Below are 18,459 nucleotides of genomic sequence, written 5' to 3' on the forward strand. Positions count from 1 at the left end.
TTCCTGTATGTTAATTCATTATGATAGATTTCTCAACAATTTTGAGGATTTATCTTAAAACAATCTGTGATGGTTCATAAAAAATTAGAAAACGGAGCCCGCAAACCCGCGGCGCTCCGTACTTTTCATGGATTCTAATCTTTTTCAATGATCTTATAGTTAATACCCGTTTTTAATCCTGCTATACTCTTCCATCGTTATAGAAAGCACAGTGCCATGCTTAAAGCGGTAAGGGAAGCTAAAGCTTTCATCCGATCGGATAAAAAGCCCACTTTCAATGTCATCTGTTACAAAAGGAACATAGCCCTGTCCTTCACCTTCAACACCGAAAAAGTCTAGCATTAAACACCATTTTCCATTACTAAGCTTATACGCAGTTGGTGCTTCATAGGTGGAAGATCCGAGCTTTGCCATTTCCCCACTAAAAGCATCGACGGTTTCGTATTCACCGAGTAGGGAAGTCCCCTTTTGCATGATTATGCCTTTAGGATTGTCCTCGCTTTTCACGAAACGGTAGTACTTACCATTCTCTTCGTAGAGAGCAGAATCAATGACCCCGCTATCTTCCTTACGGTATAACAACTGCGGTTTAGTAAAACTTTCAAAATCCTTTGTTCGAGAATAATAGATGGATTTGTGCTCAAAATGATTGGAAGCAAGAGCAGATGTCCAATGAATGACATAATCTTCCTCCATAAGGTCGTGGAACACTTCCGGTGCCCAAAGAAAACCGAAATCCTCATCACCTAATTCAATCATTCTTTGTTCCGACCAGTTCAGAAGATCGTCTGATTCCCATAATGAAAGGTATTTACTTCCTTCTCTGACAATGTTCTCCCAGTCCCCCTTGTACTTACCATAAAAATGATTAGCAAGGCTTAAGTCGGTAGCAATAATATAAAATTTACCGTACTTGGTCCGAACGATTGTATGATCACGAACTCCCTTATCACCTTTTTCACTCCAGAGAACGGGTTGTCCTCCGTTTACCTGTTCCCAGTTAAAACCGTCCGTACTAAGTGCAAAATAGACTTGCTCCCCGTCAGGGGACTTCTTTTCCTTAAAATGTACGAATAAATAAGCTTCCATTCGAATAAAGCACCTCTCTCGATGTCCGTAGACGATTCTGAATTAGTCAACTTCTTTCGATTTTAAGGACTTGTTGATCTGAAAACAATTCATTATAATGGTTAAAAACTGACCTATCGTGCTTTTATGGAGATAAATCATGATTAAACTGATTAGTTGCGGCTACAATTTCATGCATAATATGTATATATCAGCACCAAAAAATATCTCTAGCGAATCCGATATTCCTCAAAATACCTAGGCAAAATCGTTGTCGAAGCCCCCGGCATCTGCGGCAACAAATAATGGCCGTCTACCACAGTCGCTGGCTCTTCAAAGATATGTCGGATCCACGGAATGTACTCCAGCATAATCGCGCTTGGCGTGGCAGCAACGAGATGCTGATGGATTTGGCCCATATCGCCTACGTGCGGACAGATCGGCACATCATACGATCCCGCTAAGCCGGCAACTTGCAGCCATTCGGTAATCCCACCTACACGGGTAACGTCCACTTGGCAATATTCGATAGCACCTTGGTGAATGTAATCACGGAAAGCGTATTTGTTATAGACATGCTCACCTAGTGCGATTGGAACGTTCAGCTCATCAGCGAGCTTTTTATGACCCATAATATCATCCGGATTTAGCGGTTCTTCTAACCAGAACAGGTCGAATTCTTCGAGCTTTTTGCCCCACGTCATCGCCGTACTGATGTTCCATTGTTGATTCACGTCGATCATAAAAATAACATCATCACCGATCGCCTTACGAACAGCCTTACAGCGAGCATAATCCTCACGCGGATCCGGCTTGCCGACCTTGATTTTGACACCCGTAAAACCTGCTTCCACGATCTCCATTACATCCTTGAGCAAACGGTCTTGCGACCAGTTCAACCAACCACCGTTGGTGTTGTAGGCTTTGATCGGCTTCGTTTTCGCTCCGCCGAGGTACTGCCAAAGCGGCTTATTGGAGGCTTTCGCCATAATGTCCCACAGGGCAATATCCACCGCAGCAAGCGCCATATGCGTCACGCCTGATCGGCCGATCCAGTGCATTTTACCAAAACGCATCTCTTCCCAGAGCGCTCTAACCATAAACGGATCTTTGCCGACCAGTAGAGGGGCATAGTATTTATCAATCGTATCCACGATCATATCATCACCATGGGCACAAGTTCCTGTATATCCATATCCAATAAAGCCTTCATCGGTAAAAATACGAACGCCCGCTAATCCCCAGTGTGTAGCCACATTGATAGCATCTGTAATCGGTGGCATAATCGGTACATGTAAAACAAAGCTCTCTACTTTTGTAATTTTCATGTGGTCCATCTCCTTTAATATGGTTGTTTGCTATGTATTAATAACCAAGTGAAGCGCCGCCATCGACGGGAAGTGCTACACCTGTAACGAAACCTGACTGTGAGCTTGCCAGATATAGCGCAGATTGCGCAATTTCTTCCGAAGTTGCCGGCCGGCCAATGGGATGCATATCATTCAGAGCCTGAATCGTTGCGATCGGGTCCACTTGATCCTGAATCCACTGCTGTAGCAACGGTGTAGAAACACCAGCCGGACAGATGCAATTCACGCGAATGCCAGCAGGAGCATAATCAATTGCAAGCGCTTTCGTAAATGCCACGACACCACCTTTGGTGGCTGCATACACAGGATTCATCTTTTGCCCAATCAAGCCATTGAGGGAAGCCATATTCACGACAGCACCTCGACTTTCTTTTAAATGGGGAAGGGAATATTTGATGGTCAAATACACACTTTTCAAGTTAATATCGTGGAGGCGATCCCACTCCTCTTCCTCTACATCTTCAAGGAACTTGGGTAAAATGACAGCCGCATTATTTACGAGCACGTCTAGATGCCCAAATTTCTGCACGGTTTCATGGATAAGTACCTGTACGTCAGTACTTTTTGATACGTCTGTTTGCCATGCGGAAACATGATGTCCTGAAGACGTCAACTCATACGCCAATTGAAAGGCTTCTTTCTCGTTCCAATCGGCAATCATCACCATCGCCCCCTGAGCGGCAAATAAACGAACAATCGCTTCGCCAATCCCTGATCCTCCGCCTGTCACTATGGCTGTTTTACCTGCTAATATCATGAACTTCGCCTCCATTCTTTAGAGAATAAATCCTCGAGTCCTAAGATGTGAATTGTTCAAATGCTTGAGTAACGCAGCTTCCGCCAATGATGCATCCCGAGCCACTAACCCTTGTACGACTAACATGTGTTCATCCCATTCCTCTTGCAGCAATTGCTGCTCCATCCCCTTGTGAAAGAGAGCTGAATATCTTTGAATGCGATCAATATAGACGTGAATCAGGTTGGCTAATGATTGGTTATTACAATAGTCGAGAATCAAACCGTGCAAGCTCTGATTCATGTCAGCGATTAATTTGATTTTCTCCTCATCATTTGCCGGATGACTCGTGGCCCTTGTCTTCATTTCCTGTTCCAAATGGGCTAACTTCTCTTCAGGAATTTGTGACACCGCCTTGCGGATCGCTAACGATTCCAACTCCTTACGAATTTCAAACATTTCATCCAACTCTTGCAGCGAAATCTGAGCCACGTACATCCCTTTGAAAGGGACCGTGTACACCAATTCCTCAGCCATTAACCGGGAAAGTGCTTCGCGAATTGGAATGTTACTGACCTCTAGATCACGGGCCAGCTGATCAATATTAATCTTTTCACCAGAGGGCATCTCATGGTTTAGGATTTGTTCCTTTAATAAGGTGTAAATTTCATCGGTCAAAACATAACGACTTAAGCCTTTTTTCATTGCTATCACCTTTTCTTTAATCTCATATCGTAAATCATACACGATTTATGATGTGAAATAAATAGTATATTTTTAAATACTTATTTTAGATCCAGTAATCCACATGATTACTACGTCATCCATTTCGTCATTAACTTCTACTTGTTCTTGTCCCTGTACTCCCGTGGTGATTGACCGTGTAACTTGTGGAACAGCTTTGAAAAGTAATGCAAAGATGAAAAACCATGCTTCTCTGCGATCTCCGTAATCGTTAAACTTGAATGAAGAAGGTCTTCCTTTGCCCGATTAACTCTGAAGTGAATAATATATTGTGTTGGTGGCTTCCCTGTAGCCTGTTTAAATATATCGAAAAAATAACCACGACTTATTTTCAACTCGTTATAATAGGTTTCCAAAGGTTGCAAATTCCCTTGTACAAGATCCTGATCTAATCGTTCGAGCAATCTAGCCATATGTAGGTTGGGGATATGCTCCTTTTTTAGGGCAAACGTGAGATAAAACTCGATAAATTGTTGAAAGTTACCCTGGGTCCTTAGATTGCGAATATACGTTCGATTATTTGTATCTTGATTGTCCGTGTAAAATTTCCCAAATAATTCCAACCACATCCTCAGCTTCTCCACGATCAGATACTCTGGTAATACATAAGGAAATGTAGGGCCTATCAAGTCAGGTTGCAGCGTAGCCGCATCATAACAGATCAGGCTTGGGTGGTCCGCTCGTGCCCGACGATCTACATATGACCAATCGAAATAACAGCATACATGAACCATAGGATCACAGCTGTCAGCAACCCAGTGATGTTGTTGACCTGCTGGAATGTACACAAGAGAGCCCGCTTTTACTTCATACGTGCGGTTACAGGTTTGTATAATACCTTTCCCATCACTTATTAAATAAAGTGAAGAGGTATAACAAGTCCTATTTCTACTTGTCTGATCTTTGGAGAATGGGTATCGAGTTGCATAGTACACATAAGGATGTAAGTTAGCGAATTCCATCCTTGAACACCACCCCTTACGTAAAATTAAAACAAATGATATGACGATTGTACAAATTTTTGACGATTTTGCAAATACAAACGACTCCAAACATTGTAATGTTTATCGTATAAACAACGATTTACAAGGAGGATTTGCAATGATAGACAGTAACTACTTATTGACAGATAAACAAATGATGCACTTTATTACGAAAGGTTATCTTATCATTCAGAACGAGCTGCCGAACGAACTTCATCTCAGCATCATGAACCAGATTAATTATGTTTTGCATAATGAACATAATCCAGGAAATAACATTCTCCCTCGTGTTCCAGATATTCAGCACCTATTTGATACGCCAACCGTCAAGGGTGCCTTAAGCAGTGTACTAGGCTCAGATTACTACATGCACCCACATCGCCACTGTCATTACAACCGACCGGGTAGCGAAATGCCTGGTGGCGGACAATGGCACAAAGATGGATACTGGTCCTCCATGCGCAGTCATCGACCGTGGTGGGCTATGCTCTTCTATTACACCCAAGATGTTACTGAGGATTTAGGGCCTACCGCGATCATGCCAGGTAGCCAGTATTACGAAAAATTTCTCGGTGACCGAGGTGAGACGTTATTGCCCACCGGCAAGGCAGGTACAATGGTATTAGTGCATTTTGACTTGTGGCATAAAGCTTCACTTAATATCTCAAACCTAGATCGATATATGCTTAAGTTTCAATTCCTCAGATTGAGTGCACCGACTAGGCCGAGCTGGAATCATCAACATGCAGAGATGGTTGTACCAGAAGGAACACCTGCTACCCACTGGACGTTATGGCAGGATGTATGGCAATGGCTGCGCGGAGAAAGTACACCGAACCAAGTTCGTTCAGCTGTATCTGAAGAGCGCTTATTAGCACTAAAGCAGCAGCTTGAAGCAGAAGACGCGACAGATCGCGGAAGTGCAGCAGATGAAATGGGGCTTATAGGTATAGCCGCAGCTTCCTGTGCTCCATCATTAGGGAAGCTATTGCAAGATCCAGTGGAAACGACTGCTTTGAACGCAGCCTATGCGCTAGGACAACTTGGCGAACCAGGTATCGAAACTTTAATTAAGCATATAACTGAAGGATCGAACCTAACTGCAGAACGTGCCGCATACGGGTTGCAAGGAGCTGGTACTGAGGCTATTCCCGAGCTACTCCGCACGTTGAAACATGAGAATGATCACCGTAGGGCGCTAGCCATTTTCGTACTCGGCATGATAGGCTCATCTGACGGTGAAGTGGTACCTTCACTGATAACCAGCTTACAGGATGAGAGTGAATGGGTACGCCGAAATGCGGTTGAAGCAATAGGGATGATCAAGGATCCTGGTGAACAAATAGTTTCCGCTATAGCGAAAGTATTGCAAGATTCTTTACGAAATGAGTTTGATGCCAACGCTAGTAAACTGGAGTCGGAAAAGCTGAAAGTCGGATTTCAACCTTACATTACCAATAAAATCGGATATACGGCAGCACTTTCACTGCTGCGTATTGGTAAAGTTGGGAACGTGAGTGAGGCTGTTCGCTCCCTTGAACAAGCACTATATAGTAAGGACCGATACGTCAGAGCCTATGCTGTGGAAGCACTAACCCATCTACGAACGGAAGAAGCAGTCGATATCTTGATCCGATCTCTTCGCTCTTCTCGCTGGTGCCAGGATACAAACAAGGCTAGTACTTTCTAGGATGCAATTTAAAGGGGAAATACTCGTGCTTTCTTAAGCTTTCTGTCGAATTACTTGACCGCAAACTGCTTAAGAAAGAACTGGGGGATTCAACGCAAAGGAACTAAGCACGTTCAATCGCTTAGTTCCTTTGTTCTTTCTAAATCCAAATGATCAGTGGACAACCGAATAGACCTGAGGCTCCAAGAATCGGCATATTGAGCAGTGGTTATGGTATTTCTCAATTATCAGGAATAAAACGATGGAAACATTCAATCTGGATGGTAGCCCCAGTCGTGTTTATTCTTGCATGGTTGTTTCCACAAGAAGGGCTATATGCTTCCCAAATTCAGATTCAGCTGGGGGTCCAATACTTGTTGCCGATCGAGTTTATCAGAATTCCTCTCCTGCTTTTGACGGTTGACTTCATCCGTAATCGTGCTCGTCTTTGAATTTTGAATAGTAATGAAGCCAGATCATATTTCACCCGATTTGCACATTATTTTAAGTGTACAGTTTATTTATGGTGTCGCTCAGTCGCAAGTAACATGTGCGAGAGCCACTTATGCGTTGTTTTTCAGTTCAGACTTATAATCTGTCATAATAATAACGCGACTTTCCAATCTTGACTTTTCAGCAGCAAAAGCAAGAAGATGACTTTGCGCCGAAACCTGCGCGCCAGTAAGACTCTTTTCCTTGCCATCGCTTCGAACGAGGCGAACGAAATCCCGCATGATACCCACATCGCCACCGCCATGCCCAGCTAAATTTGTATCTAGACGGATTATTTCCTTCTCACGGGTGATAAAGCTAGTCACCTCGATTTCATTTTTCTCCATATCGCCTCTGATCTGGCCCAGTGTCCCCATAATTTTCAATGACCTACCGCCTTCGAATGTAAAAGCACTCATTGTAAAAGCAACGGTCACCTCATTCGCAAATTCCAAATTGACGACCTGATGATCAACTACGTTATTATCACAATGGTAGACGCATCTTCCATACGGGCCATCCTGCAAGGCTTGAAGCACGCCCTCGTCGCTCGTATCATTGCTGATAACTTGCCGCAGCACAGTACCTACCCAATCGTCCCTTTCTATGTACATTTTAGGCGCGTAGTAGGGGCATGTCTCTTGTACCGGGCATCCGTCCAAACAACGTGTGGGTGCACCTTCAGGGGCATTATTTTGGCGAAAATGGGTTAACGAGCCAAAGGATGATACTTTCGTACACTCCGCATCAACCAGCCATTGCAGAACGTCCATATCATGGCAGCTCTTAGCGAGAATCATTGGACTGGACTTCGTTGCATCGCGCCAGTTGCCTCTCACAAAACTATGCGCTTGGTGGCGATGTTCCACATTTTCCGTATGTTGAATAGAAACCAACTTACCAATTCTCCCATCCGAAATAATCCCTTTCAACGTGGCGAAAAAGTCCGTATATCGCAGCACATGACAAATCGAAAACACACGATTGCAGGATTCCGCGTAATCCGCCATGATCAAGCATTCCGCAGGGTCAGGAGACATTGGTTTTTCCAAAAGCACATGGTACCCCTTCTCCAATGCCTGAATCGTAGGTACGAAGTGCATGTTGTCCTGTGTACAAATGAGTACGGCATCCGCAAGCTTAGGTCCTGCCAGCAACTCCTCCCAGCTCGCAAAGCTACATTCGCCAGCAATATGATGTGTTTGCTGAAAGCGATCTCTGCGCTCAGCATCCGCCTCCGCTACTGCGACGAATTGTATGTCATCCGGATGCTCCAAGGCGTAGGGCGCATACGCACCTGCACCTCTTTGTCCAGCTCCGATCAAGACTGCTGTTATTTTTCCCATTACATAATCTCTCCTTGGCTTAAAATACACTTTTCTCTAATAACTTTTCATAAAAGCAGAAAACTGCATAGAATAGTGTCCTCTACGCAGTTTTCCAGTAAACGAGTTCACATTCCTTTGAACAGACTTATTTATTTGGTCGCTTTCCATGCATCTAATTGTTTTTGCTTCTCAGCGATAATTTTGTCAGCACCTGCCTTTTTCAATTTATCCAGGAATTGCGGTAAGTATTTCTCTGGATCAATGGAACCGCTGGCAAGCGCGTAGTAAAGCTCATCGACGGCCGCATCCACGTTCGCCTTCTCTGACTTCACTGGCGTAAAATCAAAGACAAAGCCGAGCGCGTTGGATGGTGTTGCTTTCATATTGAGATCCACCCACATATTCGTGAACTTGTTGTTTACTTCCCCACCCTTAGGGTCACCTTCAAAAATGTACGTCAGCTTCATGTTACCGAATTCCCAAGGCGCAAAGATTTGGTACCCGCCATCTTTATTCGTTTCAATCCGATTATCCGCAACTTTCTTGTAATGCTTGCCATCAACACCCCAAACAAGTGTATTATAGATGTCTTTGTCTGTATTGAGCAGATTAAGGAACATCATCGCGCGTTCTTTATTTGGCGAATTAGCGGCAATGGCTGTCATCGTCGCAGCAGCTTTGTCAGTCGTGAGCAGCGGCTTTACAAATTGCAAATCATAGGATTGCGTATCTGGGTTGAAATTCGACATTCTTCCTGTCGCTGCCAAACCAGCTTGCTCAAATCCTTGTGAGTCGATATCGATTTGACCGAGCTGCAGCGCATTCTTACCTGCCTTGCGATCTGCACCAGTTTCTTTCAAGGTGGCTGCATCTTTTCTCAAATATCCTTTTGTGAACCAGTCTCTCATCATGGTGATGTATTCTTTGAATTCTGGCGTTTCGTACTGGTTAATAACTTTCGCGCCGTCTTTCAAATAAAGATCACCAGGTGTCTTTGTGTCGCCTAGAGATTCCATACCGAACATCGGCGGTGCTGTAAAGAAAGCGTCGCTGTTTTGGGAATATTCCCATGGAATGAGATTAGGCTCGTTCTTCTTCACAGTTTCGAGGAATGGTGTTAGATCGGACAGCTTTTTCACCGATTTCCAGTCCATTTTATATTTATCCGCCACTGCCTTCTGAATTAAATAGCCATAACCCGCTGTTGATTGCTGGAAGACAGGAACACCATACGTTTTCCCTTTCACCTTCACAGCGTTCCAGAACATGTCGGGAATGCCCTTTTTCGTGTCTGGCGCATATTTGGTAATAAGATCGTCCAGCGGAGCATAAGCCCCGTTAGCAACGTTTTGGAAATAGTTGTTGAAGCCTGCAGCTGTCCAGACGAGATCATACGGCTCACCGGATGCCATGACAACTTTCATTTTTTCCTCGTATGCTCCCCAATCGATGAGTTTGAGATGTACAGTTGCATTGATTTTCGGTTTAACTAGCTTGTTTAGAGCATCTTCAACAGTTTGGAGATCCTTCTGAGGTGAATTCGGAAAATAATACGTCAGTTCTACTGGTTTCAATGGTTCTGGAGTAGACTGAGCTGCGACAGCGGCTGCTGTTTCAGCCGGTTTTACTGTTTCTTGCAAAGCCGTTTGAACGGGTTCATTTGACCCACAGCCTGCAAGTACAATGGATAGAGCTGCAGTCATACCTAGCGCTTTTTTCATTTTCACCATATTGATTTTGACCTCCATGTTAATGTCTTATTTATGCTTAACGGGTGCATCGTGCTTCCCGGTAAAGCCAGCCTTACGATTTGACTGCGCCAAGCGTTAATCCTTTGACGAAATATTTTTGCAGAAAAGGATACGTGAGCACGATGGGCCCTACGGCTAACACGCAGGTTGCCATTCTGGCCGTTTCATCCGGCATCATGGCGGCTGCTCGCACAGTCAAAGCGTTTCCTTGTAAGAAGGCAATGTTATTCATGATGGATTGCAGCAGGAACTGAAGCGTATACAACTTGCTGTCTTCAACGAGAATCGCTGCTGTGAACCAGTCATTCCAATAAAACACGGCTACGAATAGACCAATTGTTGCTAGTACAGGCGTTGATAAGGGAATAACAAGCTTGATAAACGTATTGAACTCGCCGGACCCGTCAATGCGTGCGGATTCAATGATTGAATCAGGGATCGTTCTAAAGAAATTCCTCATGATGAGAACGTTAACAGAGGATACCAGATAAGGCACAAACAACACGAATATCGTATCTTTCAGGTGTAAATATTTAGATAGCAAGATATACCATGGTACTAAGCCTCCATTAAATAAAAGGCAGAATACAACCAGAAATGAGGCAATATTTTTGTACTTTACTTCATTCCTCGAAAGACTGTAGGCAAACATTGAGGATATAATCAAATGCAGCGCTGTTCCTGCAAGTGTAACAAAAATGGTAACCAAGTATGCCCTGATGATTGGCGAATTCCCTGCAAGAATGTAGGAATAAGCATTCAAGCTGAATTTTTGTGGCACTAACCCGTATCCGCTCTGAAAGATCGACTGCTCGTCAGTGAACGAAACGGATAAGATGATTAGTAGTGGAATTAAGGACAGAGCCGAATACAAGAAAAAAACAACATTCAACGAGATTCGTGAGAAGGAAAGCTGCTTCATTGGGGTAAACCTCCTAGAACAAGGAACTGTCGCGATCGTATCGACGAATCACGTAATTGGAAGCGACGACGAGAATGAAGCCGACGCAAGACTGGTATAAGCCGACAGCGGAGGACATACCGAAATCGCTCATTTTTTTCAACGATCTATATACGTAAGTATCAATTACATTCGTAGTGCTAAACAAAACACCGGATTCCTTGGGCAGGTTATAAAACATACCCCAATCCCCAAATCCCGCATAAAAGATTTTCCCTGCCTGTAAAAGCACGAGTGTAATCGTAATCGGGGCGAGCAGCGGAATTGTAATCCGAATGGCTTGTTGAAACTTACTGGCCCCGTCCATTTTAGCCGCTTCGTAGTATTCACTTGAAATGCCAGCGATTCCAGCTGCAAAAATAACTGCAAAGTAACCTACATTTTTCCACACATAGGCAGCAGGTAAAATAAATCGCCAGTACATTGGCTCCGAGTACCACTGAACAGGATCTGCTCCCACGAATTGAAGCAATTGATTGATAATGCCTCTATCCAGACTCAGAAAGGAATTTAATAAATATTCAGCCACCACCCACGACAAGAGATAAGGAAGCAGCAATATACTTTTGTAGGCCCCCGCAAGAAAACGATTTCCGATTTCATCGATCAGAATGGCGACCACTAACGCAAGACCTATCCCAAGAATAATGAAGATAAGATTATAGAAGATCGTATTAAACGTAATTTGGTAAATGGCATCTGATTTGAACAGAAACTCAAAATTCTTAAATCCGATCCAAGGGCTACCGAAAATTCCTTTGAACGGGTTATATTGTTGAAATGCGATAACCACCCCGAACATCGGCATATAGTAGATAATAAGGATGAAAAGAAGACCGGGAAGCATCATGGCATAAAAGGTTTTGTTTTTAATCAATTCACTAACCACTGGAAGAGCTCTTCGCCTTCGTTTTTTCATTGCATACATTTTAGACTTTACGGCCGTCGACCTCATAGGGTTATCTCCTCCAGTATTGGATGCTTTCGTAGACTTATCGTAATCCATGAAATCGCGAATTGAAACAATAACAATTCAATATATCTCCAATTTTTAATGCTGAACCTTCTCCGAAAATTAGCAAATCTCTAAAAAATGATGAAAGAGGGCTTCTTTCTCCACCATGTCTTTTCGAAATGGGCAGAATCGGCTAAACTAAACATGACAATATTGAAAGCATTTTACAATCGAGGTGGTTACGTTGGTTACAATAAATACCCGTACCAGTATTTTTAATCAGTTACTCATTTCATTCGTTGTCATCATCACTTCTTTAATTTTGGTGCTTTCATCATTGCTGTACTATAACTACACGTCCTCTTCCATCAACATGCTGAAGGAAATGAAAACCGATATCTTGTCCAAAACGAGCTATAGCGCCATTTACATGGATACACTGGCTAAGAAGTTTTGCCAAACACTTTCTTTAAATAATCCCCTCATAGCTTTCGCCAACAGTAACGAAGAAGATATTTTAATAACTAGCAAGGCGATTCAAACTCTAAGTTCACTCGCGATCCCGAATACATATATACATTCCGCATACATTTATAATCGTAAAACTGACACCATGATTGCCACGCCTTCAGATACTTTTTATAACAGCGCCGACTTCTACGATAAAGAAATCACGCGATGGCTAGGCAACCTACAGAACATTAAGAGTCTACCTACCCTTTATCCGATATCAAGGAAAATTAAAGCTAACGCTGAAGCCAACTCGAACTTGGTCAATGTGTACACGTATATGTTATTCGATGTAAGCGATTACAGAGAAAATTACAGCAATGCTATTATTCTAAACGTTGATGCTGATTGGCTCCGTATGACACTGTCGTCTATCGATAAGAACATGAGCAGAGATGGGAGCGAGCTATTCGTAGTCAATGAAAACGGCTCAATTGTCAGTCATTCCTCACCGGAGATGTTTATGAAAAACATTGGTGATCTTTCCTATTTTAAAGAAATGAGCGCATCCGCGGCTTCATCTGGAACTATTTTCGATAATTTTGAAGGTGAAAAGCACGTGATCTCGTATGTTTCTTCCAATGAGTTAGGGTGGAAGTTTGTCAGTATTACGCCATATAACGCTGTATTTGCAAGTGTAAAACGCAACCGCACCATCACCGTTACTTTTTGCGCTCTTATATTACTGCTAGGGCTCTTCTACGCATTTCTCGCATCTAAAAAGTTATATCGGCCTATTGGTCAGCTCACAAGCGGAATTAAGAATAGACTTCATTCGAACAACAAATCCGAAAAATTCGTTGATGAAGTCGGATTCCTAGCTAGTGCTTTCAGTGGCATGCTGGACAAAACGGACTCCTTGGAGAGTATGAAAAGGAACAGCATGCCCGTATTAAAGAATGAATACTTGAAGCATGTCTTATCTTCCTCTAGCCTTGTACTTCCTAATCATATCTCTCATACAGACAAGGACCTGGACATTACTGTCAAATTTACGGAACCATTATTCTTGTTTATGTTGAAGATTGATGGCTATAACAATTTCATTTTAAAGCATAGTGAGAAGGATCGCTCTCTGTACAAGTATGCAATCGCAAACATCGCCAAAGAGTTTACGGCTGACCATTACGGCAATGAAGTCATTGATTCCGCTGCCGATGAGTTAATTGTCTTGGCTAATATCAGTAACTCAGAGGCAGATTCCAGCACACTCTATCACACATTTCATGACATTGTCGAAAGCATCCAGCACTATGTTGCAAAGCATTTAAACATTTCAATATCAGGTACACTAGGTTATGTGATTAACTCACCTGAGCAAATCAAAAGTCTCTATGAAGAAACAGTTAGTCTTGCCTTGTATAGAATCCGATTTGGGCACGCTAGTATCCTATCACCCGAAACTCTGAAAGAAGTTGACAGCGAACGATTCACGTTCCCGACGACCAAAGAAAAACAGCTCATCGATGCGCTGAAACTCGGAAACGGCAAAGCATCCAAGGAGGCCTACAAAGAGATTATCCGGCTGATCGAGCGTTCCACTTATGACAATATCATCACCTCGATTATTTATCTGTTCTACGCCATTTACAACGAATTAAATCGAATTGCAGAAGGCACGCAAGCCAAGATGAACATCATTTCGATCGATTTTCTTCATAAAGTAACAGGATTAGAGACACTTGATGAAATGGAGGAAACTTTTTTTTCCTTGATCGATGATATCGTGCTCTTGAAAGAAGGGGCCAAGGATCATAAGAAAGATGAAATTGTTAAAAGTGTCATGACCCTGATTCACGCAAGCTACCAAGATAAAAATCTAACGCTCATCAGCTGCGCGGAAACGCTGGCCATTTCCTCCGTTTATCTTGGCAAGCTCTTCAAAAATGCCACTGGCAAATCTGTCGCCGAGTACATTACGGTGGTACGAATGGAGAAGCTTAAACATTATTTGGAACATTCACAGCTTCCCATCATTGACATCTTGGAAAAGTGCGGCATGGAAAAAAGCAATTATTTTTACACTAGTTTCAAAAAGCATTTCGGGGTGTCTTTAACGGAGTACCGGCTTAATGGTGTTAAAATCAAAAGTGATTAATATTTGAATGTAAATATCGATACGAATTGGATTAAAAAGACGAAAAGATGCATTTAATTGGTGTCAATCATCTTTTCTTTGCACTATTTTAAGAGCTTCTATCATCATTATTAATTTGGGCATGTTCCGATTTTTTATTTTATAAGCAAAATATAAATCATTAGTTACTTTTTTAGGTTCACAAATGATCTTTACTTTATTGTTTTGTATGGCGCTTGCCAGCATGTAAGAAGGCAATAAACTAATTCCAGCACCATGCTCGATTGCAGACAAAATAATATGCAAATCGGGTAATACATGTTCTGGTTTCAGTTGAGGACGTTTTTGAAAGTTCTCCCTCCAAAATCTTCTGATGATAGGCAATTCAAGACCGTAACTAAGCCATGTTTGTGAACACAGCCACGATTCTAACTGTTTTGCGTTAATAAAATCAGGTTCATGAAAATGATATGGTGCTACTACAACAAACTCTTCTTTTACAAATTGAATATACTCTACGCCGGGCTCTGAATACTTTTGTGAAGTCACGATCAAATCGACCTTATCATCAATTAATAATTCTAAAATATAAGAAGCCAACCCGAAATAGGCATTTACACGTATGTTAAAGCTTCCGAGGTATGGCGCAATTCTTTCTCTAAAAAACTCTTGCGCAGTGCCAATTTTCACAATCGGCAGTGTGGGAGATGAGACTGCTCTAAAACTTAACGTTGCCTCCTCCAGTGACTCAATTAGAGGTGCTAATTGTGTATAAAGTTCTTTTCCACGTTCAGTCGGAATCATTTTCCGCGATATTCTTGTAAACAAAGGTTCACCAACCTCTGCTTCAAGTGAGGCTAAATGTTGACTCATTGCAGGCTGCGTCAGAAACCGTGTCTTCGCCGCTTCCGATACAGAATTATGTTTATAAATACTGATAAAACTCCGATACCATTCAAAATTAGCCATTGAACAAGTTCCTCTCGTACAATCCTGTCTCATTACATCTATTATATATCCTTTTCTATAAATTGCAGACGGTTACCTCACTACATATTTATGGGGGTTATTAGTTAACCAATTCTAGTGTAACCAACATGCTTGAGGGAGTACCTACTGATAGTCAGAGAACTATTAGTGGGTACTCCCTCATCTCGCAATCGCTTTTTTCATTACTGCATTCCTGATCCCATTTTTTTAAATTTTTCACCTGTCTGTTTATAGATAAGCCCTCTCATATTGTTTTGGAACGTTGGTATTTTCGCTTCTCAGTGAAATGGCAGCATTTGTTGCCCAATAAGGATCCCGAAGCATGCCGCGTGCAATTGCCACCAAATCTGCGTCTTCATTGCCAATCACTGACTCTGCTATTGCCGGCTCCTCAAGCATGCCTACAGCAATAACAGGTATTCTAAGAGATTCTCGGATCCTCCGTGCGAACGGCACTTGGTAGCCTGGATAGTTGCCAGGCTTTCTTATTCCTTTCAGTCCTTCCCCGCCAGAACTTACATGAAATGAATCAACACCAGCAGCTTGGTAAGCTTTACATAACTCAATAGCATGCTCAATATCATAGCCGCCATCCGCATATTCAACTGCAGAAATTCGGAAGACTAACGGCATGTTTGCTGGCATTTCTTTTTTGACGGCTTTAATCACTTCAACACCAAATTTATCCAGATTCTTTCCGTAAACATCTTCGCGCTTATTGGTTAAGGGTGAATGAAATTGGTGAATCAAATATCCATGGGCTCCATGAAGTTCAATCATATCTACGCCTGCATGGATGGCACGGCGAGTTGCATCGGCGAAGAGTTGAATCATATCTTTAACTTCATCAGTTGTAAGAGACCGGGGCATCTTATAATGAGATTCTGGAAGTTTTATTGCTGATGGGGCCACAGGTTCTGTAGCATCTTCAGCTTTTAGACCCGCATGAGCAATTTGAATTCCAATTTTCGCACCATGAGCATGAACACCTTCGATGATTCTAGAAAATGCCGGAATCTGCTCATCGGACCACAAACCTAGATCAAAATCCGTGATTCGACCATCTGGGTCAACGTCTGTCATTTCTAAGATGATTAGGCCTGTCCCACCTATGGCGCGGCTAAGATAATGAACATAGTGCCATTCGTTTGGTTTGCCATCCTTAGCGGTTACGGAGTATTGACACATAGGAGCCATTACAACTCTATTTTTTAATTCTAATCCCTTAAGTTTATAAGGAGAGAACAGTTGATTACTCAAAACAAAACACCCCTTAAATTGTTATAATGATTTTCTTAAAATAGTCTCAATATCTTCCTTGTTACTCCTCCATTTAATTTTTTACATGTAAATAAAACAGGACAACTGCAAACTGTCGTCCTGTTTTAGCTTTAACCTTTTCTACTCCAGATTATTTATTTCAATTTGGCAATAATTTCTTTGGCTACGCTAATTGTTGATTGAGGATTTTGACCTGTTATCAAATTTCCGTCAACTTCGTAATGGTCGCTCCAATCCGGTGCGGTAACAAAGCTAGAACCAGATTGACGAAGTTTGGATTCCAAAAGGAAAGGCATATATTGATCTAAACCAGCAGCTTTTTCTTCCGAATCTGTAAAGGCTGTAATTCGTTTACCTTCTACTAAATATTTCCCATTCGATAACTTTGCATTAACCAAACCAGCTGGTCCGTGGCATACCGCGGCTACAATTTTTCCGGACTCATAAAACTCTTTAAGTAAAGATTGAAGGTTTTCGTTATCAGGCAAATCAAACATCGTCCCATGGCCGCCTGGCAAGAAAATAGCATCGTAATCTGAAGCTTTTGCCCCATCCAGTTTCATTGTATCCGCAAGAAATTTCTCCGTATCCAGTATTTCTTGATGCAATTCTTCACTCAAACTATTTTTATCAATCGGAGTTTTACCTCCTAAAGGACTAGCTACTGTGATGTTAAAACCATGTTTGGAAAACTCAATGTAGGACTCAGCAAATTCCGAAAGCCAAAGTCCTGTAGACTTTTCGCTATTAATTTGATTGGCTGAGGTGACAACGATTAATATATTTTTTTTCATTTTGATTTCTCTCCTCTGATTGTGATTTGTTGTTACGGTCTTATTGTATCTTCAGTTCTTCTATAAATCCAATTAGATTATAGTTGTCTATCAATAAAAATATTTATACATTACATAGTAAGAAAAACCTCTATCCACGTGTTTTAATCACACTTCGATAGAGGCTATTATTAGAACGACTTATAAACAAAACCGGTTCGTGCGTTCATTGCCGATAGCTAGTTTGATCTCTGACTCACACTTGTTTGCCGTATTGACGCTCGCTATCCCAAAATGATTGGTGCCAGGTGAGACATCACGAGGGCAAAAACGAGATTGATACTTAAATTCAAAACCTTTCAACCCATCTGATGATTCAGCCATATCGAGCATCTGATAAACGAGATTACAAATATCTTTATTCAATAATGCGAATGAAAGCTTATATTTGTATCCCCAGTTTTTTAAACTGTTTGGTAATTTCCCTACTCCTGTGTTCTTCCAAGAATGGTGAATTACATATCTCTTGCCTTCTGTCATCTTTTCTGGATAGGCAATTTGATTTAGTACGAATCGATATCCACCACGAATAGCGAAGTCATGAACAAGATCAGGTGCAACTTGCATCAATAAAAAAATGAGCGAAATTGCTCCAGCCGTAGGCTTTGACAACTTTACTTATTTCAACAGAACATTCAAGAAGTTAGTTCTAACAAATCCTTTGAAATACCGGATGGATAACAAAACTCATCAGAAGAATTAACAATTCCT

Annotated in this window: 15 protein-coding genes; 2 read left to right on the top strand and 13 right to left on the bottom strand. The window is 42.0% G+C overall.

The window, feature by feature from the left end; genetic code table 11:
* Positions 1 to 159: 159 nt before the first annotated feature.
* The 5 genes from ACSQ8O_RS31560 to ACSQ8O_RS31580 all read right to left on the bottom strand — a co-directional run bounded on the left by ACSQ8O_RS31560 (position 160) and on the right by ACSQ8O_RS31580 (position 4,880).
* Positions 160 to 1,089 (bottom strand): glycoside hydrolase family 43 protein, encoded by a 930-nt coding sequence (locus tag ACSQ8O_RS31560; RefSeq protein ID WP_436244871.1) that lies wholly within the window; start codon positions 1,087 to 1,089, stop codon positions 160 to 162.
* Positions 1,090 to 1,298: 209 nt separating this feature from the next.
* Entirely contained in the window at positions 1,299 to 2,396 is a 1,098-nt protein-coding gene (locus ACSQ8O_RS31565) for a mandelate racemase/muconate lactonizing enzyme family protein (RefSeq protein ID WP_436244872.1), read from the bottom strand.
* Between the two features lie 37 nt (positions 2,397 to 2,433).
* Positions 2,434 to 3,195 (bottom strand): SDR family NAD(P)-dependent oxidoreductase, encoded by a 762-nt coding sequence (locus ACSQ8O_RS31570; protein WP_436244873.1) that lies wholly within the window; start codon positions 3,193 to 3,195, stop codon positions 2,434 to 2,436.
* Positions 3,196 to 3,213: 18 nt separating this feature from the next.
* Positions 3,214 to 3,879, bottom strand: a complete 666-nt coding sequence (locus tag ACSQ8O_RS31575; protein WP_436244874.1) for a GntR family transcriptional regulator — start codon at positions 3,877 to 3,879, stop codon at positions 3,214 to 3,216.
* A gap of 137 nt (positions 3,880 to 4,016) precedes the next feature.
* The gene (locus tag ACSQ8O_RS31580) at positions 4,017 to 4,880 is read right to left on the bottom strand and encodes an AraC family transcriptional regulator (RefSeq protein ID WP_436244875.1); all 864 of its coding nucleotides are present in this window, start codon (positions 4,878 to 4,880) and stop codon (positions 4,017 to 4,019) included.
* Positions 4,881 to 5,019: 139 nt separating this feature from the next.
* Between ACSQ8O_RS31580 and ACSQ8O_RS31585 the strand changes: the two genes are divergently transcribed.
* Positions 5,020 to 6,591: a HEAT repeat domain-containing protein gene (locus ACSQ8O_RS31585; RefSeq protein ID WP_436244876.1), complete on the top strand. Its 1,572-nt coding sequence runs from the start codon at positions 5,020 to 5,022 to the stop codon at positions 6,589 to 6,591.
* 542 nt (positions 6,592 to 7,133) lie between these two features.
* On the opposite strand, the gene ACSQ8O_RS31590 is transcribed toward ACSQ8O_RS31585, so the two are convergent.
* From ACSQ8O_RS31590 to ACSQ8O_RS31605, 4 genes are all read right to left on the bottom strand, one after another.
* Positions 7,134 to 8,408, bottom strand: coding sequence for a Gfo/Idh/MocA family protein (locus ACSQ8O_RS31590; RefSeq protein WP_436244877.1), 1,275 nt, complete (start codon positions 8,406 to 8,408; stop codon positions 7,134 to 7,136).
* A 131-nt stretch (positions 8,409 to 8,539) separates the two neighbouring features.
* Positions 8,540 to 10,120, bottom strand: a complete 1,581-nt coding sequence (locus ACSQ8O_RS31595) for an ABC transporter substrate-binding protein (RefSeq protein ID WP_436244878.1) — start codon at positions 10,118 to 10,120, stop codon at positions 8,540 to 8,542.
* Positions 10,121 to 10,193: 73 nt separating this feature from the next.
* Positions 10,194 to 11,063: a carbohydrate ABC transporter permease gene (locus ACSQ8O_RS31600; protein WP_436244879.1), complete on the bottom strand. Its 870-nt coding sequence runs from the start codon at positions 11,061 to 11,063 to the stop codon at positions 10,194 to 10,196.
* Positions 11,064 to 11,076: 13 nt separating this feature from the next.
* Positions 11,077 to 12,108 (bottom strand): ABC transporter permease, encoded by a 1,032-nt coding sequence (locus tag ACSQ8O_RS31605; protein ID WP_436244880.1) that lies wholly within the window; start codon positions 12,106 to 12,108, stop codon positions 11,077 to 11,079.
* Between the two features lie 193 nt (positions 12,109 to 12,301).
* Here ACSQ8O_RS31605 and ACSQ8O_RS31610 point away from each other — a divergent pair, with 193 nt between their 5' ends.
* Positions 12,302 to 14,665, top strand: coding sequence for a helix-turn-helix domain-containing protein (locus ACSQ8O_RS31610; protein WP_436244881.1), 2,364 nt, complete (start codon positions 12,302 to 12,304; stop codon positions 14,663 to 14,665).
* Between the two features lie 63 nt (positions 14,666 to 14,728).
* On the opposite strand, the gene ACSQ8O_RS31615 is transcribed toward ACSQ8O_RS31610, so the two are convergent.
* From ACSQ8O_RS31615 to ACSQ8O_RS31630, 4 genes are all read right to left on the bottom strand, one after another.
* A complete protein-coding gene (locus ACSQ8O_RS31615; protein WP_436244882.1) occupies positions 14,729 to 15,613 on the bottom strand; it encodes a LysR family transcriptional regulator in 885 nt (294 codons plus the stop codon).
* A 249-nt stretch (positions 15,614 to 15,862) separates the two neighbouring features.
* Complete coding sequence (locus tag ACSQ8O_RS31620; RefSeq protein ID WP_436244883.1) at positions 15,863 to 16,894, bottom strand: NADH:flavin oxidoreductase/NADH oxidase; 1,032 nt, start codon at positions 16,892 to 16,894, stop codon at positions 15,863 to 15,865.
* 155 nt (positions 16,895 to 17,049) lie between these two features.
* Positions 17,050 to 17,709, bottom strand: coding sequence for a type 1 glutamine amidotransferase domain-containing protein (locus ACSQ8O_RS31625; RefSeq protein ID WP_436244884.1), 660 nt, complete (start codon positions 17,707 to 17,709; stop codon positions 17,050 to 17,052).
* A gap of 180 nt (positions 17,710 to 17,889) precedes the next feature.
* Positions 17,890 to 18,360, bottom strand: coding sequence for a hypothetical protein (locus tag ACSQ8O_RS31630; RefSeq protein WP_436244885.1), 471 nt, complete (start codon positions 18,358 to 18,360; stop codon positions 17,890 to 17,892).
* Positions 18,361 to 18,459: the final 99 nt, after the last annotated feature.

The sequence above is a fragment of the Paenibacillus sp. LjRoot56 genome (genome assembly GCF_964253335.1).
In the GTDB taxonomy this organism is placed as follows: domain Bacteria; phylum Bacillota; class Bacilli; order Paenibacillales; family NBRC-103111; genus Paenibacillus_E; species Paenibacillus_E allorhizoplanae.